The 15,980-nt window shown below is 39.2% G+C and carries 11 protein-coding genes; 6 read left to right on the top strand and 5 right to left on the bottom strand.

Annotated features, from left to right (window positions below):
• Positions 1–23 precede the first annotated feature (23 nt).
• Positions 24–3,488 (top strand): VCBS repeat-containing protein, encoded by a 3,465-nt coding sequence (locus tag QNI15_RS35465; RefSeq protein ID WP_314036623.1) that lies wholly within the window; start codon positions 24–26, stop codon positions 3,486–3,488.
• Positions 3,489–4,644: 1,156 nt separating this feature from the next.
• On the opposite strand, the gene QNI15_RS35460 is transcribed toward QNI15_RS35465, so the two are convergent.
• The 3 genes from QNI15_RS35460 to QNI15_RS35450 form a co-directional block, all read right to left on the bottom strand.
• On the bottom strand, positions 4,645–5,085 hold the full coding sequence (locus QNI15_RS35460) for a response regulator (protein ID WP_313985305.1): 441 nt from the start codon (positions 5,083–5,085) through the stop codon (positions 4,645–4,647).
• Between the two features lie 357 nt (positions 5,086–5,442).
• The gene (locus tag QNI15_RS35455; protein WP_313985308.1) at positions 5,443–5,931 is read right to left on the bottom strand and encodes a response regulator; all 489 of its coding nucleotides are present in this window, start codon (positions 5,929–5,931) and stop codon (positions 5,443–5,445) included.
• Between the two features lie 442 nt (positions 5,932–6,373).
• Positions 6,374–8,341 (bottom strand): L,D-transpeptidase family protein, encoded by a 1,968-nt coding sequence (locus tag QNI15_RS35450; RefSeq protein WP_314036621.1) that lies wholly within the window; start codon positions 8,339–8,341, stop codon positions 6,374–6,376.
• Positions 8,342–8,609: 268 nt separating this feature from the next.
• On the opposite strand from QNI15_RS35450, the gene QNI15_RS35445 reads away from it, so the two are divergent.
• The 5 genes from QNI15_RS35445 (at position 8,610) to QNI15_RS35425 (ending at position 13,946) form a co-directional block, all read left to right on the top strand.
• Complete coding sequence (locus tag QNI15_RS35445) at positions 8,610–9,488, top strand: UbiA family prenyltransferase (RefSeq protein ID WP_314036619.1); 879 nt, start codon at positions 8,610–8,612, stop codon at positions 9,486–9,488.
• A 24-nt stretch (positions 9,489–9,512) separates the two neighbouring features.
• A complete protein-coding gene (locus QNI15_RS35440; RefSeq protein WP_314036617.1) occupies positions 9,513–10,949 on the top strand; it encodes an aldehyde dehydrogenase family protein in 1,437 nt (478 codons plus the stop codon).
• A 45-nt stretch (positions 10,950–10,994) separates the two neighbouring features.
• Positions 10,995–12,191: a molybdopterin molybdotransferase MoeA gene (locus tag QNI15_RS35435; RefSeq protein WP_314036615.1), complete on the top strand. Its 1,197-nt coding sequence runs from the start codon at positions 10,995–10,997 to the stop codon at positions 12,189–12,191.
• Positions 12,192–12,390: 199 nt separating this feature from the next.
• A complete protein-coding gene (locus tag QNI15_RS35430) occupies positions 12,391–13,086 on the top strand; it encodes a hypothetical protein (RefSeq protein ID WP_314036613.1) in 696 nt (231 codons plus the stop codon).
• 461 nt (positions 13,087–13,547) lie between these two features.
• On the top strand, positions 13,548–13,946 hold the full coding sequence (locus QNI15_RS35425) for a DUF983 domain-containing protein (protein ID WP_313985322.1): 399 nt from the start codon (positions 13,548–13,550) through the stop codon (positions 13,944–13,946).
• Between the two features lie 89 nt (positions 13,947–14,035).
• Here the strand turns inward: QNI15_RS35425 and QNI15_RS35420 are convergent, their stop codons facing one another.
• Together QNI15_RS35420 and QNI15_RS35415 are read right to left on the bottom strand one after the other, a co-directional pair.
• Positions 14,036–14,764, bottom strand: a complete 729-nt coding sequence (locus QNI15_RS35420) for a hypothetical protein (RefSeq protein WP_314036611.1) — start codon at positions 14,762–14,764, stop codon at positions 14,036–14,038.
• Between the two features lie 48 nt (positions 14,765–14,812).
• A complete protein-coding gene (locus QNI15_RS35415; protein WP_314036609.1) occupies positions 14,813–15,733 on the bottom strand; it encodes a hypothetical protein in 921 nt (306 codons plus the stop codon).
• Positions 15,734–15,980 lie beyond the last annotated feature (247 nt).

The following is a 15,980-nucleotide window of genomic DNA, read 5'->3' as shown; positions in this document are numbered from 1 at the left end:
CACTCATTTTCACGATTAATAGTATGTCATATTTATATAATAGGATTGCAGGATTAGCCTGTTTTTTACTGGCTCTCTATAGTTTTACAGCGTGCAATCCTAAAAAGACCAACGAGAATGCCTTATTTCAGAAACTGGATTCTACACAAACGCGGATAGGCTTTACAAACAAACTACCCGATTATGATGAAAAACTGAATATACTGGAATATCTGTATTACTACAATGGAGCAGGGGTATCAGCCGGAGATATAAATAATGATGGATTAACGGATTTGTTTTTCGTTTCCAATCAGGGAAAAAATAAACTGTATCTCAATAAAGGAAATATGCAGTTTGACGATATTTCCGAAAAGGCAGGAGTGGAAGGATTTGCTGACTGGAAAACAGGGGTAACAATGGCTGATGTAAATGGCGATGGCCTGCTGGATATTTATGTATGTGCAGTTGGAAATTACAAGGGACTAGAAGGTGCCAATGAGTTGTTTATCAATAATGGTGATCTGACCTTTACTGAAAAAGCAGCAGATTATGGACTGGACTTCACAGGTTTTGCTACACAGGCTGCTTTTTTTGATTATGACAAAGATGGAGACCTGGATATGTATCTGCTGACCCATGCTGTACATACGGCCCGTAGTTACGAATATGTTTCAACCCGTGTATTTAAAAACAACGAAGCAGGAGACTACTTGTTTGAAAATACAATGATCAAAACGAGTGGAGATACATCAGCTTCAAAGAATACAAAAAAGTTTGTAGATGTAAGTGCAAAAGCTGGAATCTATCAGGCTTTAATGGGGTATGGATTAGGCATTGTGGTATCTGATCTGAACAACGATGGATGGGATGACATTTATGTTGCCAATGATTTTCATGAAGATGACTATTACTATATTAATAATCATAATGGCACCTTCACCGAAACTGTAAAAACGGCTATCCCACACTTGAGTCGTTACTCTATGGGAGTGGATGCTGCTGATATCAATAATGATGGCTTTTTTGATCTTATGAATCTGGATATGTATCCGGAAGATGAGGTAACTGAAAAGTCATCAATGGGTGAGGATCCGCTGGATATTTATTTAAACAAACTGAGTTATGGGTATCATCATCAGTTTAGCCGTAACTGTCTCCAACTTAATTTCTCAGGCAAACGGTTTGTCGATGTGGCTGCATTGGCGGGTGTTGCAGCTACCGACTGGAGCTGGTCACCCTTGCTGGCTGATTATGATAATGATGGGATAAAGGATTTGTTTATCACAAATGGTATTGTGAAGCGGCCTAATAATCTGGATTATCTCAAATACATTTATACAGACTCAATCAAGTATGCTATGATGAACGGGATGAATGTGTATGATAAGCAGGCTATTACACAGATGCCAGAAGGCAAAGTACATAATTATATCTTCAAAGGGACATCTTCTCTGCAATACCAGGATAAATCTGCCGATTGGGGGATGGGAGAATCTACTATTGCGAATGGTGCAACCTATGCCGATCTGGATAATGATGGCGACCTGGATCTGATTACCAACAACATTAATGAACCTGCCAGTATCTATCGAAATCAAACTCGAACAGGTGAAAAAACAGAAAATACCTCCTCACCAAAATACACAGAGACAAACTATCTGAAGGTAAAGCTACAGGGAACAGCTCTCAATACTTTTGGAGTAGGTGCTAAGGTGACATTAATCCATAAAGGAAAAAAGCTGGTGCAGGAACTGATGCCTACCCGAGGCTTTTTGTCTTCTGTAGATCCTGTTCTGGTTTTTGGACTGGGGCAAACAACAACCCTGGATAGTGTGATAGTTATCTGGGGAAATGCAAAAGCAGAAGTGAAAACTCAGGTAAAAGCGAATCAGCTTCTGGTATTGAAACAGACAGATGCTCAGATAGAAGAAACAGCGCTGTTTTCACCTGCACCAACGCCTGTTTTTCAGGATATAACAGAGCAGCTAAAGTTGGACTATAAACACAAAGAGAATTCGTATTATGATTTCAACCGGGAGATGTTGATGCCATTTAAAGTTTCCACAGAGGGACCTGCATTGGCAATCGGTGATGTGAATGGAGATAATCTGGATGATTTCTATGTGGGAGGTGCCAAATGGCAATCTGGTAAGTTGTTTGTGCAAAAGGCAAACGGGAACTTTACTGCAAGTCAATTCAATGCTGTGTTTGGGGCCGACTCAATTTATGAAGATGTAGATGCTGTATTTTTTGATGCCGATGGCGATAAAGATTTGGATTTGTATGTGGTAAGTGGGGGAAATGAGTTTTATAATACTATGCCTGAACAGTTTGACCGAATCTATCTGAATGATGGCAAAGGCAACTTTAGCTGTGGAAAGGATAATCTGCCTCCTATGTATACCAATAAGTCTTGTGTGCGTCCAGTCGATTTTGACCAGGATGGTGACCTGGATTTATTTGTAGGTGGAAGGGTAGTAGCCTACGCTTATGGTAAGATTCCTGATTCCTATTTGCTGGTGAATGATGGCAAAGGGAAGTTTACTGATAAAACTACTCAACTGGCTCCTGATCTTCGGAAGGCGGGAATGATTACAGATGCTATCTGGACAGATATTGATAAAGATAAAGATTTGGATTTGTTAGTCGTAGGTGATTGGATGAGTCCAACAATTTTTGAAAACCAGAAAAACACATTTAAGAAGGCTGCGCTGTCATTTAGTCTGGAAGGTATGGGCTCTCAAAAACAGAATACCACCTCCCTGAATGGTTTCTGGCAGTCTGTAGCTGCTACTGACTTTGACAAAGACGGGGATTTGGATTTTGTACTGGGTAATTTGGGAACCAATACAAAACTGCGGAAAAGCGGTGATGCGTCTGCACTCAGAATGTATGTGAAAGATATAGATCATAATCAGACCCTGGATCAGATCGTAACCTATAATCGGGGAGATGACTGGTTTACTATTGCATCTAAAGATGAACTGGGGAAACAATTGCCTTCTGTTATCAACAAAAAATTCAGGGATTTTAAATCATTTGCTGGAAAACCTCTCAATCAGATATTCTCAGATAAAGATCTGGACAGTGCTGAAGTTAGAGAAGTAAATATATTTGAAAGTGTATATCTTGAAAATGCTGGAAAGGGACAATTTAAGGTCAAAGCGTTGCCTGTAGAAGCGCAGTTTTCTAAAATATTTGCATTTGCCATAGAAGATGTCAACTCTGACACCAATCCGGATGTGTTGCTGGGTGGTAATTTCTATGGTATTAACCCGTATCAGGGTCGTTATGATGGTAGTTATGGCTTATTGCTGGAAGGAAATGGCAAAGGAGGGTTTCATTCTGTCCTTCCAACACAGTGTGGATTTTTCTTGGAAGGAGAAGTCAGAAGCATTAAAAAGTTGAAAACCAACGAAGGAAACATTTTCTTGGTAGCAAGGAATAACAACTCTCTACAAATACTCAAGGAAGTAAAACCTTTACCCTCTGTGGCTAAAAAATAGAGTATCGTTACAATGGATTGTGGCAGGTTGTATTTAAACCGAATCCGCATCTATGCTTTTGGAAAGAGTATAGATGCGGATTTTATTTTTAGAACTCTTTCTAAGTTGGTTTATTATTCCTTTCGTCATTCTTCTTGCGACTCCTTCATTTTTTGCTTGCTTTTATTCATCATTGTTATAATCCAGAACATTTCTCTTCCTATCACCTTGTTACTTTTTTCTTGCCAAAAAACAGGACATCAAATGAGAGTTTGGTGAGCCAGTCTGTGTGTGAGCAAAAAAGGGCACTTTCTACCGAAACTCCCCCGCACAGAGCCATGGGCTTTCCCTTATCTTGTCCCATATCTTTTCTAGAAATATGGTTTGTAAATAAAGAAAAAATACTCTTCCTGTCCTTCTGAAAGGAACATCCACACGTTGTCCTCCTGAAAGGATCTCTTGACAAATAGAGCCATGCTTGGTGTATGAGTGAAAAATACCCTCCTAATCCACAGGCCGCCGGTCTTGCCACGGGATCCTTACAGGAGGACAAAAAAGGGTTTTAGGGCACAAAAAAGAGATTATCCCCTAAAAGCTGCAAAATTGAAAAAGTTATGGGACAGGATAAGGGACTTTCCTCGCGGCAGAAAGAGGCCTAGCGCACAGCTACAACCTTTCGCAATTAAAGGGAGCAGCTCTATTTACAACAGAAAGATAATCTCTTATAACTTAACTAGCACATGATACAAAGCGATTATTAGTCACTTCAATCGTGTGTGGTAGTGTAGGTGCGTTGGCAATCCTTTTCCCGCGAGGTTGGCCTTCGGCTTGTGGGCGGGAGGTTCGGGAAAAGGTGCCCTTTTTGCTCACGCACAAATCTGGCTCACCAAATTCTCATTTGGTGCCCTGTTTTTTGGGCAAGCAAAAAATGAAGAGATCTGTGGAAGAGTGATGTAAGGTAATATCAACTAATCTGGGAAAAGACAAGCAAAAAATGAAGAAGCCTAGGGAAGAATCATGGAAAAGATTATAAACAATGATGAATACAAGCAAGCAAAAAATGAATAGATCAAGTCCGGTAATCTTAGAAAACAAAGGAAGAAGGGTAAGAGACAAAAGCCAGAGCCTATACTTATGAAAAGAATGTAAACTCTGATTTTTTTATGAAAGAATCTATTTAATAAAGATTTCGCCGATAAACAGGCCCTTTTACATTCGTAATCCAGTATGTATGAATCGTTTGTACAAGCTGATGAAGTCCTTCCTCAGTAGATGGCTTAATTAAATAGGCATTCACTCCAAGATTATAACTTCTCACTATATCTGTGTCTACAGATGAAGAGGTAAGGGCTATAATAGGAATAGTTCTCAATGCAGGATTGCTTTTTACTTCCCTAATTACTTCAAAACCATTTTTTAGTGGCATATAAATGTCGAGAAGAACCAGCGACGGGAGTTGCGGGGTTGTTTCAAGATAGTGTATAGCCTCCTGTCCGTTGGCTACACCTATAATCTCACAGTTGGAAATTACCTGTGTCAGCAACTGAATCAATAACTCTCGGTCTTCACTATCGTCCTCCACTACTAAAATAGGGTGAGTAACGAGTTTGTTTTTCACAAAAAATAAAAGGTGGTGTAAGAGTAGATTATTATAGCAAATATACCTATAAACTTCATTAACCAAAATAGTGTCTTTTCAGAAGATTTGATTTTCCGTTTAGTGAAGAGTTTACCTTAGATGTAGTAACTAGACTATAGAAAAAGAGTCCAGGCCAAAAAATGGACCAGGTCGCAGCCCGGACTTTATCTTTACTGTCTTAATTTAGTTACTATCAACTACCTCACAGACACAAGGTATGAGTGATATGGATGATTGCTGCTTTTCATTTTAGGTATGTAATCTAAAATGAAAAAACTGATTACTAATATAGATTAGTATAGTTGTTTCTATAAGGTATAAGTTAGTTGTAAAATATTATTTGTGTGTTACAGGTGTATTTTCTTTTTCTACAGAGTCCATTGAACAAGGATGTATCTTTTTACTGACAAGTACTGAGTTAAGCCAGGTAAGATACACAGATTGAATTACTTCCAGCAGATCATCGTATGAGTCAGGTTTTACCATATAGTTGTCTGCACCTAGCTGATGTGCTTCAGATACATAGTGTTCTGTACGGGCAGTCGAAAACATACACACACAGATCTGTTGCCATATAGGATGTGTTTTCACTTCTTTAAGTACCTGCAATCCGTTTTTTCTGGGCATATTGACATCCAGTAACATCAATCCAGGCAGATCCTTTTGTATGTCTGATTGAGATTCAAGTTTGTAGAGATAATCAGTTACCTCACTGCCATCCTTAAAAAAGAGGACAGGATTAGGTATGTTTTGTTCTGCAAATGCCATCTTCAATAATAGGCGGTCGTCGGCATCGTCATCAGCTACCAGGATAGGTAATGACATAAGTGCATCATAATCACTCACTGTATAATAAGATTAGTATGTTCATAAAGGGATATAAAAGCTTATACTTTGCGAGACATTATTCAATATAGAAACCTATATACTGCATCTAACTACAGCGTAGTGTATCTATGAAACTTCTACAATGATAGAATATATGTGAACATATTCTGAGAATAATGCCTGCGCCAACTGGTAAGCCAATCACAATAACTTAGAATACGATTGATAGCTGGGTTAATTCTGGTAGAAGAATTTATAAAAAACTATGCGCAGGTTGTTTCTACACTTTGAAAGAGAATTAAGTAAAAGAGAAACAGGTATTTATAAGGAACCTTGTTATAGATTGAGCAACAGAGAAGACCTTTCCTAAGGAAGGTGTGTAGATTTTTTTCTACATATTCCTTAGGAAAGGTTTCCCCGCTAGTGTAAGCTAATCACATTAATGCGAAAAAAGTGAAGTCAGCGAAAGGTTTGATTTTTTCTCTGGCTGAGGCTTATTCGCTATTGGTGGTATCATAGATTTTACCGGAAGAGATATAGCTGCTGTTTGCATTACATCGTATCCATATATATCCGGACAAAAATACAAACGACCCTGGCGAACAAAAGCCGTTAGATAGAGTGTGGTAACCGCAATTGGTTTTTTCAGATCTATTTTTTCTGGCGTTATGGCTGTATCACCTTCGTCCTCAGCTTCATTATCTAACATTGCAAGCTGAGTTTGTTCTATAATCTTTTCTTCCGTCCACTTGCCTGTGCTTTTCAGAAGATAATAGGCCAGTTTAAGCGGATTTTCAACCCGAACACATCCATGACTATAGGCTCTATCTTTGACATTGAAAAGACCTTTGGCTGGCGTATCATGCAGATAGGTATCATAATGGTTTGGAAACAAGAACTTAACTTTTCCCAACGCATTTTTGTCTCCTGGCTTTTGAGCAATTTTATAGGTAAAGTTATCCGTAGAAATGGTATCCCAGTCAATCATGGAAACATCAACCAAGGGTGCACCTTTTTTCCAGGATTCATACACTTCAAATTCATTTTCTTCCAACATTTCAGGTGTCTGCCGGATTTGAGGCAGCATCTCATTGACAGCTATGGATTGAGGGATTACCCAGTCCGGATTCAGAATAATCTGTTCAAGCGTATCTGTAAGTATGGGAGTTGGTTTGTTAGGCTTTCCTACAACAATCCGGGTTTCCCACACCTGTTTATCCTGATCCCATACCCGAAGGCTAAACTCCGGGATATTAATCCATACACTCTCAGAAGGATACTGCCTAGGAAGCCAGCGAAGGCGTTCCAGATTAAGCGCTACCTGCTGAATACGTTTTTTCAAAGGTACTGCTAGTGCCGTACGGGTTTCTTTTGTCAAATTACCTGTAACCTGCAAACCATAACGGGCCTGATAACTTTTGACTGCATCAACTACCGTCTGATCATATACGGTACTTGCGAGATTTGTTTTGGATGCCTCCAGATCCCCTTCTGCTATCAATCGTTGTTTCAACTGTTTTACAGCCGCACTGTTACTACCCTTATGCAAGGATTGATTGATGGTTACAGCAGGCCATCCTCCTTTTTGTTCTTGTATGCACAGATCCACAAACTTTTGCTTAAGAGCTTCATAGGAATAATATTGATTAGATGGAAGCAATTGTGTCAATGAGGCTTGCAGATGATTTTCTTCTAGAGCTTCCTGCAGATTTTTAGACAAGGCATACGGGTAAGAGACAGACTGCCACATGGTGTCAATTTTACCTGGATCTACTCGCCCCCATAACATATGCGATGCATATACTAGATAAGAGGCAGTTGCTAGTCTATCCAGATGGGCAACATCTTCCGGTTTGCTTTTGAGTGTGAGTGTACTACGTAGTTTACGCAATGTATCCAACTGGTAAGAGGTAGTATCAAATCCTTCCTGACCAGACTGAGATAATACAGTTACTAGAGAATCTATTAAAGCTGTATTTCCTTTTTCTCCAACCCATGCCGGAAGATACATCCGGTTTGTATAAAATGTATCCATTACCGCAACTAGAATATTTCTGCGAAACTCCTGTGGAAAGTATCGGCGGGCAGTTTCATTATTCAGTGTAATACTTAAGGGTTTGGATGCATCTTCTTTCAACGCTTCCCAGCGATCAGTGCGACTTCTGAGCAACTGACGAACAGAAGGAATTGTCAGTAATAACGCAAATACTCCCACAACAGCTATCCCTGCCAGAATGCCCTTTTGATGTTTCTGAACAAAAGGTGAAGCAAGGATAATCTTTTTCCAGTGAACAAACCAGGTATATACTGACTGCCACCCTTGTTTTAATTTTTCTTTAAAAGATACACGGGGTTGAGGCGAAGAATACCTGTCTGCATTATTGTCCGAATGATTTATTTCTTGCATAGTTTTCATAGTACATAGTCAGAAACACTATTCAAGAAAATAATGCCTTTTGTTTTTGTAAGAGTAATAGATTGATTTTGAGGTTTTTTGTTGAATTTTAATAGAAGTGATGCAACGATTACCTAAAAGAGTGATGCTTGTTTTCTACAAAAAAGTGGAAGTTTACTCATGCATACAGGTATAGCTATAGATGTACTCCTGCCAGGAGTGAGTTGATTATCTCAGGAAAACGTTATCTTTCTGCCATCAATCCACCTGATACAGATTTATGATTAGTCGGTCTACATGGCTGCATTTACGCATCCCGTTTTCATTTTTTTTGTTGCCTATATTTATTTTTGCTGTGAGTGTATCGCCACACCCAAGTATCTGGAAAACCTTACTTGTATTTTTTATTCTCCACTTTCTGTTGTATCCGGCCAGCAATGGGTATAACAGCTATTATGATAAAGACGAAGATAGTATCGGAGGATTAGAAAAACCACCTCCTGTGAGTAAAGAACTCTGGTATGTTTCACTGATACTGGATGGGATTGCATTGTTGGCAGGGATCTTTCTGGGATGGATATTTGTGACAGGTTTGTTTGTGTATGGACTAATATCCAAACTCTATAGTTATGATAAGGTTCGTCTTAAAAAATATCCGATTCTAAGTTGGATACTGGCTAGTTTCTTTCAGGGAGCCTTTACGTTTCTAATGACTTATCAGGCCATTAATGCCTTGCCGCTGGATGCATTGACAGATAGTTCAGTAATTATTCCTGCATTGCTTTCTACAGCTTTTCTGGGTGGATCATATCCCATGACTCAGGTATATCAACATGCTGAAGACGCCCGGCGAGGGGATATGACGCTGAGTCGTCTTCTGGGTATCAGAGGAACTTTTATCTTTGCTGCAGTAGCCTTTCAGTTAACTTCACTAGGATTCTGGTATTACTTTCAGACCTACTATGAAGGGATGTATTTTGTGTGGTTTATCCTTTGTCTGGCTCCTGGGTTAGTACACTTTCTGGTATGGACTGTTAAAGTCTGGAAAGATAAAAAGTTTGCTAATTTTCGTTCTACTATGCGACTTAACTGGCTTACAGCTACAGGTATGAATCTGTTTTTTATCGTTGTAGGTATACTCATTCATATAAAGAATTGATAACTAGTTATCCAGTTTAAAATTATGGAAACAGAAGCTCTTACTTCAGACCATCAGGTTTTCGAAGATCAGTTGTTGCCTATTTTTGAACAGCAGAAAGCATACGCACAGGCTTTACTGATCTCCAGTGTAGAACAACGTAAGGAAAAGCTAAAGCGATTACGTCAGTGGATTCTGTCTAATCGGATAGCTATCCAGGAGGCTTTGTCCAGAGATTTTCATAAGCCGGTATTTGAAACAGACATCACTGAAATATATAGTACAAAGACTGAACTGGACCATGTCCTTGGACAATTGCACAAATGGATGCGCCCTGCAAAGGTAGGCACCCCTCTGGTACTGATAGGAACACGTTCCAGAGTCATGTATGAACCTAAAGGAGTAGCACTGATTATCGCTCCCTGGAACTATCCTTTTTATTTGCTAGTCAGTCCACTCATATCGGCAATTGCTGCGGGATGTTGTGCCATCCTGAAACCCTCCGAAATGACACCTGCTACCACATCGCTGGTTAAACGGATGGTCGCAGAATTATTTGAGTCCAGAGAAGTAACCGTTGTGGAGGGCGATGCAACCGTGGCCACTGCTTTACTGAAGTTGCCTTTTGATCATATCTTCTTCACAGGAAGCCCACAAATCGGAAAAGTAGTGATGCGGGCTGCTGCTGAGCATCTGACTTCTGTAACGCTGGAACTGGGAGGAAAGTCTCCGTGTATTGTAGATGCAACAGCCAATATCAAAGATGCTGCAGAAAAGATCGCCATAGGAAAGTTTCTGAATGCAGGGCAGACATGTATCGCTCCAGATTATATCCTGGTGCATAAAAGCAAAGAAAAAGAACTGGTACAGACCATACAGGCTGTTATTACACAATTTTACGGGGCAGATCCTGAAACCTCACCTGACCTGGCCCATATTATTAATAGCCGGCATCTGAATCGTTTACAAGGATTGATTTCAGATGCTGTAGCTAAAGGGGCCACTCTTGTTGTGGGTGGTAAAGCCAATGCAGAAACACGCTATCTGGCACCAACCTTATTAACAGGGGTAACACCTGACATGCAGGTGATGCAGGAGGAGATTTTCGGTCCTGTACTACCTGTGCTGACATTTGAGCACATCAATGAGGTAACTCACTTTGTTACGGAGAGAAGTAAACCGTTGGCTTTGTATATATTTAGCCAGGATCGGCAACAGATTGAGTATGTGTTAAAACATACTAGTGCAGGAGGTGTTTCCGTAAATGAGTGTCTGATGCATGTATTGCATCCTGACCTGCCATTTGGAGGAGTAAATACGAGTGGCATTGGCAAGTCGCACGGTTTCTATGGCTTTGTTGCTTTTTCAAATGAAAAGGCTGTATTGCACCAGCGAATCGGATTAACCAATTACAAGCAATTTTATCCACCTTATACACAAAAAGTTAAAAAGCTCTTCGGTCTTTTGTTAAAGTGGTTATAGCGTAATACAAGCCAACACAATCTAATCCCTTATAATTATTAATATATGACAACTGTTGCAGAAGCTCAAAAAAGCATTATTTCTCAGGCAAAATCTTTTGGTGAAGAGACTCTCCCGTTAGAAAAGGCTTTAGGTAGGGTATTGGCACAACCTATTCTGGCAGACCGCGATTATCCTCCATTTAACCGCTCCACAATGGATGGATATGCAGTACAGGCTGCTGATTTTCTGGATAAGAAACTTTCTCAGTTGCAATTGGTGGAGCGTATTCATGCAGGAAGTGTTGGAACACAGGAAATACATTCAGGAACATGCAGCAAAATTATGACTGGGGCTCCCGTACCAAGTGGAGCCGATGCTGTAGTGAGGGTAGAAGATACCCAGGAAACTGGTGGACTGGTGACATTTAACATAGAGACTGTTCGTGTAGGACAAAATATTGCCAGACAGGGGGAAGATGCTCAGTCCGGGCAGGAAATCCTGTCCAGCAGGTCAGTAATTACACCACAGGTAGCAGGCGTACTTGCTGTCACAAGCAATGCACAGGTAACAGTAGCCAGATTGCCTAAAATAGGCATCATATCCACAGGAAATGAGGTAGTATCATTGGGTACTCCTGTACAATCGCATCAGATACGGGATTCCAATGCCTGGGTGGTACGAGGCTTCTTTCATTCCTATCAGGTAGATGAAATATCAACTACATTAGCCAAAGATGACAAGGTTGTTTTACAGGAAACAGTTGCTGGTTTTCTGGCTGACAAAGACATTATTATCCTTTCTGGTGGTGTTTCCAAAGGAGATGCCGATTATGTACCGGAGATATTACAATTATTGGGTGTACAACAGATTTTTCACAGAGTACGTATTCGTCCGGGTGGACCGATCTGGTTTGGCACTACTCCGGATGGCAAAGCTGTATTTGGGCTGCCCGGCAATCCAGTATCAGTACAGGTAGCATGCAAAGTGTTTATCGAACCTTATCTCCGAACTTGTCTGGGACTTCCATTGCTTTCTCCGCTATGGCTTCCTTTCTCTGGCAACCGCACTAAAAAGACGCCATTTGACGAGTTTTTTCCGTGTGAATTGATTACAGGCAACGGACAAACAAATGTACAAGCCGTTCGCTACAATAGCAGTGGTGATATTGCTGCTACTGCCAAGAGTGATGGCATCGTCTTGCAACCCGCAGAGACAGAACAACTGGCAGATAATGCTGTGGTTGCTTTTTATAAATGGTAAATAACAAAGTTTTTAGATAGATGTCTGATTGTGTATAGAATAGAATTTTAAGTAGCAATAATTTTTTAAATAAAATATAGATTAATTTTAAATAGTGTTTTTTATGGAGTAAAACGATTGGTTTTGTATTCTGTAAATAGGATTTTTTTGTATCTTTAAAGCTATTAAGGATTGTTAAAGGATCTTTTAATTTACAGCTATGAGACAAAAATACTTTCTGGAAAATGCGATTGATAAACACCGTTATGCATACTATGATTTGGTGAATTCTGATATCCGACTAGATAAGGAAATTCGTCTGATGAAGAAACGTATTGCTAAAATTGCAGTAGATGAAGTTAAATATCAGGCACGTCAGCAGTTTCTGGATAGCTATCTGGCTGAGTTAAAGGATATAGAAGAACAGTTTCAAACATCGGGTCAACCAGAAAAATACAAAAGACGTAAACTGAAACAACTACAAAAGGAAATAGATAAAACACGGGGACGCTGGTATGCCAATCGCTGGCATCTAAGTGTAGTCTATAAGAATAAACGTAAAGACAATGTAGTTAAGCTACTTCTCAAAGAAAATAAACAGGCTGAAATACAAGTACGTATCCAGCAGACTAAACAGACATTGGAACTGTTGTTGCAAGAGCAGCAGGCAGAGCAGGCTATTTTTAATGCATATGCTGAGAAAGTACTGGCGGACCATGTCAAAGAAGCAGATGTAACCGAAACAGAGTTTGTTGCTACTGCTACTGAAGCTGTAAAAGAGCAGATCGAGACACTTTTTGTCATCTCTTTGGCTAATACTTCTTATGCACCTGCTATCCTTCCTATTTTGCTCTATATCCTGATGATAGAAAGGCAAAAAGTCCTGCTCCAAAGCCATATGTATCGAAACGTCTGACAATGTAAATGGCAGAGAGTAGATAGGTAGATAAAAAAGCTAGACAAGCGATAAAAAAATAGTGTCTTTTTGACTTAAGTTACAGACAAGATACAATACAGGTTAATACATTTATCCTGTTATCGAACTTTGTCAAATACTTAACTATCAGTCATATGAATACAAACACGAGAAGTTTGGATCGTTCCATTCGCTTTTGGGTTGACCTGCTGATTGGTGCTTCTGGCAGATATTTTCAGAGTTGTTGGGAACTAGTGGCAGTTATTCCTTAAGTAACAGTGTTTATGAGTCAATGTCCTTTATATACAATGCTAGGTATCAGTAGCCATCCATTAAAAAAACAAAAAAAATAAACGGACTGAAAGGCTTTCTAAAGGATACCTGTTATTTTTGAAGCGTTACTATGGTCTTTCTATCTGAATAGAGGATCATTATTTCTTTTTGTGTTAATCTTCAATGATATGTCCCGTTCCAAATTTTCTGCTATACTTCATGAAAAATGTCCACGTTGCCGTGAAGGAAACATTTTTACTTATCCTTTGAGCAAGGTATCACGTTTTTCTATTACCAATGAAAATTGTCCTGTATGTAACCTGCGTTATGAAAAAGAACCTGGTACATTTTATGGTGCCATGTACGTGAGTTATGGATTTAATGTAGGGATGGTAGTTGCCTTGTTTATTGCCACATTTACGATAGGTAATGATCCTCATCTGATGTGGTATTTTATTGTAATCATTCCTGCTCTGATTCTTGCAGCTCCGTTTTTCTTCCGTTATTCCCGTGTACTTTGGTTATACTTCTTCTCAGATGTCAAGTATAATCCATCACTGGCTGAAAAAGCACAAGGGACAATATGATGGTGTGTATAGAATATAAGTTTCATAAAAATAGCCCAAATTTATAATTGGGCTATTTTCATTTTCCTACCTGACTGTTGGTTATCACTCTAGGAGTAAAAATTCCAACACAATACCTTATCGGTTTCTACATCATATAACAATACTGTATCATTTCCATCTGTAAAAAACTCCTCTCCGGCAGTTCTTCCAAGAACGTCAAAATGGTTCGCTTTCTGAGTAGCGCTCTGAACACTGTCACCCAGAATATAGTCTAATTCTTTTGTCGTTACAGGATATACAACCGGGCTTTTTGTTTTATTTGAAGCCCACCCATCTATGATACTCCTGAATTTTGCAAAGCTCCCATACAATTGAAAATGGAGCTTGTTGATGGAATACTCATAAAAGGTTTGTAGAAAGTAATCTATATCAAAATCCTTTATTTCATCAGATGTAAGAGTTTGTTTTAGTGTAGAGATATAGGTTTTGGTCTTTGTACGGTTTTTCAAATAGTCTTTCCCATTCTGTTCAAATTCTGCTTCGAGCCTGGGAAATAGTAACTGAGCTTGTGCATACCCCTTGTACAATCGAACATCTCCTGCAAAGTGATATTTTCTATCTACTATATCAAATAGGGTGTAGCTGGTATTATTTTCCTTTGTAACATAATCTTCGTTCATCCACAGCCCATTGGATGATACAAAATGGAAAAGATGATTGGGATACTTGTTTTTGTTTTCCACTGTGCACAAAGGATAAAATATTCCTTTCAGTGTCTCATCTGCAAAAACATTGGTAAATGAAGGATAGAGGTTAATATCAAGGTGTGTACTCATGAATACGAATGCTAGAGGTTGTTCTGTGTTTGAAAAGAATGAATACAATTACAAGATTGGCTTGTCTGAAACGAGTCCGGTTGATATATCTAATGTAGTTAATGTAGCTAGTAACACCTGATTGCCAAAATAGTTGCTTTTAATACGTCCTCGCAAATGGTAGCCTTCTATCTGCCGTATTATTTCACCAGATGAGCTATCTACTACATAGTCGGCTCCCCACGGATTGGTTTCTGTAGCACTGGCACTTAAGCATAGTAGTTTTCCATCTTCACTACTGAATATATCCGACGCATTAATCTCTCCTCCCTTTTTCCCCAGATAAGTAAAATCTTTTTTCCAGATTATCTGATAGTCTCTATCAAGGCTGTATAGGCTGTTGTTAGCAATGGCATATATACAGGATAAGTCCGGCGAAAACTTTACATTGGAGATACGAGCTTTGGTGTCTACTGTAATAGTATCTGTTTGACCTGTTTTGAAGTCAAATACACAACAGGTGCCTTTTAAGCGCTCTACGGGTGCTATGAAAATATCAGTATGGATATCGAGGTCACCTTCATACAGGCGTATCTGATGAGGTAATTCCGCTACTATTTGTTGGGAAGTCAGATCATAACAGAAGGGCTTTTTTTTGCTGGCTACTATCAGCAATTTATCGCCAGAGGTATTAAAGGCTGTGTCAAATACATAGTAACTACTCGTGTTGTATACTACCTGATTTGCCTGATAATCAATTACTGAAATTTCTTTTTTGGATGCTCCTCTCTGAGTAGTAGGCTTCTCAATAATTATTCGTTTGCCATCAGGCGAAAGACTAGATGCTTCCCAATCATCATACTCTATCAGATGCTGTTGTTGGTATGTAGAAAAATCAACTATCAAAAGTTCTTTGGGCTGTACAGGTTTGGATTTTCCGAAAAGCCCGACTTTTGCTTTTCTGTTCACAATAAATGGCTGGCTACTCATATACAAGTTGTTGGGTTTGTATTGTAAGCATATGCTGGTTTGAATTTTTCTCCCAAAGGCAAGTATTGGTAAAATAAAAAAAGCGTTACAAACATAGGTTTGTAACGCCATATTACTATTGAAGTTGTTTAGTAAAAGGAAAGGATTCCCGAAAAAGAGTGAATTTTGAGATGCGAACCAAAAAATATCACTCTAAATGGAAATCCTTTCGAAAGATACGATACGCACCTATATAGTTGCAAATTTA

The organism is Xanthocytophaga flava, assembly GCF_030068545.1.
Lineage (GTDB): Bacteria > Bacteroidota > Bacteroidia > Cytophagales > 172606-1 > Xanthocytophaga > Xanthocytophaga flava.
This window is presented reverse-complemented; position numbering and strand designations above follow the sequence as displayed.

Coding starts and splice junctions, on each gene's coding strand:
- QNI15_RS35465 (WP_314036623.1), top strand. CDS start 24: ATGTCATATTTATATAATAGGATTGCAGGATTAGCCTGTTTTTTACTG.
- QNI15_RS35455 (WP_313985308.1), bottom strand. CDS start 5,931: ATGTCATTACCTATCCTGGTAGCTGATGACGATGCCGACGACCGCCTA.
- QNI15_RS35450 (WP_314036621.1), bottom strand. CDS start 8,341: ATGCAAGAAATAAATCATTCGGACAATAATGCAGACAGGTATTCTTCG.
- QNI15_RS35445 (WP_314036619.1), top strand. CDS start 8,610: ATGATTAGTCGGTCTACATGGCTGCATTTACGCATCCCGTTTTCATTT.
- QNI15_RS35440 (WP_314036617.1), top strand. CDS start 9,513: ATGGAAACAGAAGCTCTTACTTCAGACCATCAGGTTTTCGAAGATCAG.
- QNI15_RS35435 (WP_314036615.1), top strand. CDS start 10,995: ATGACAACTGTTGCAGAAGCTCAAAAAAGCATTATTTCTCAGGCAAAA.
- QNI15_RS35430 (WP_314036613.1), top strand. CDS start 12,391: ATGAGACAAAAATACTTTCTGGAAAATGCGATTGATAAACACCGTTAT.
- QNI15_RS35425 (WP_313985322.1), top strand. CDS start 13,548: ATGTCCCGTTCCAAATTTTCTGCTATACTTCATGAAAAATGTCCACGT.
- QNI15_RS35420 (WP_314036611.1), bottom strand. CDS start 14,764: ATGAGTACACACCTTGATATTAACCTCTATCCTTCATTTACCAATGTT.
- QNI15_RS35415 (WP_314036609.1), bottom strand. CDS start 15,733: ATGAGTAGCCAGCCATTTATTGTGAACAGAAAAGCAAAAGTCGGGCTT.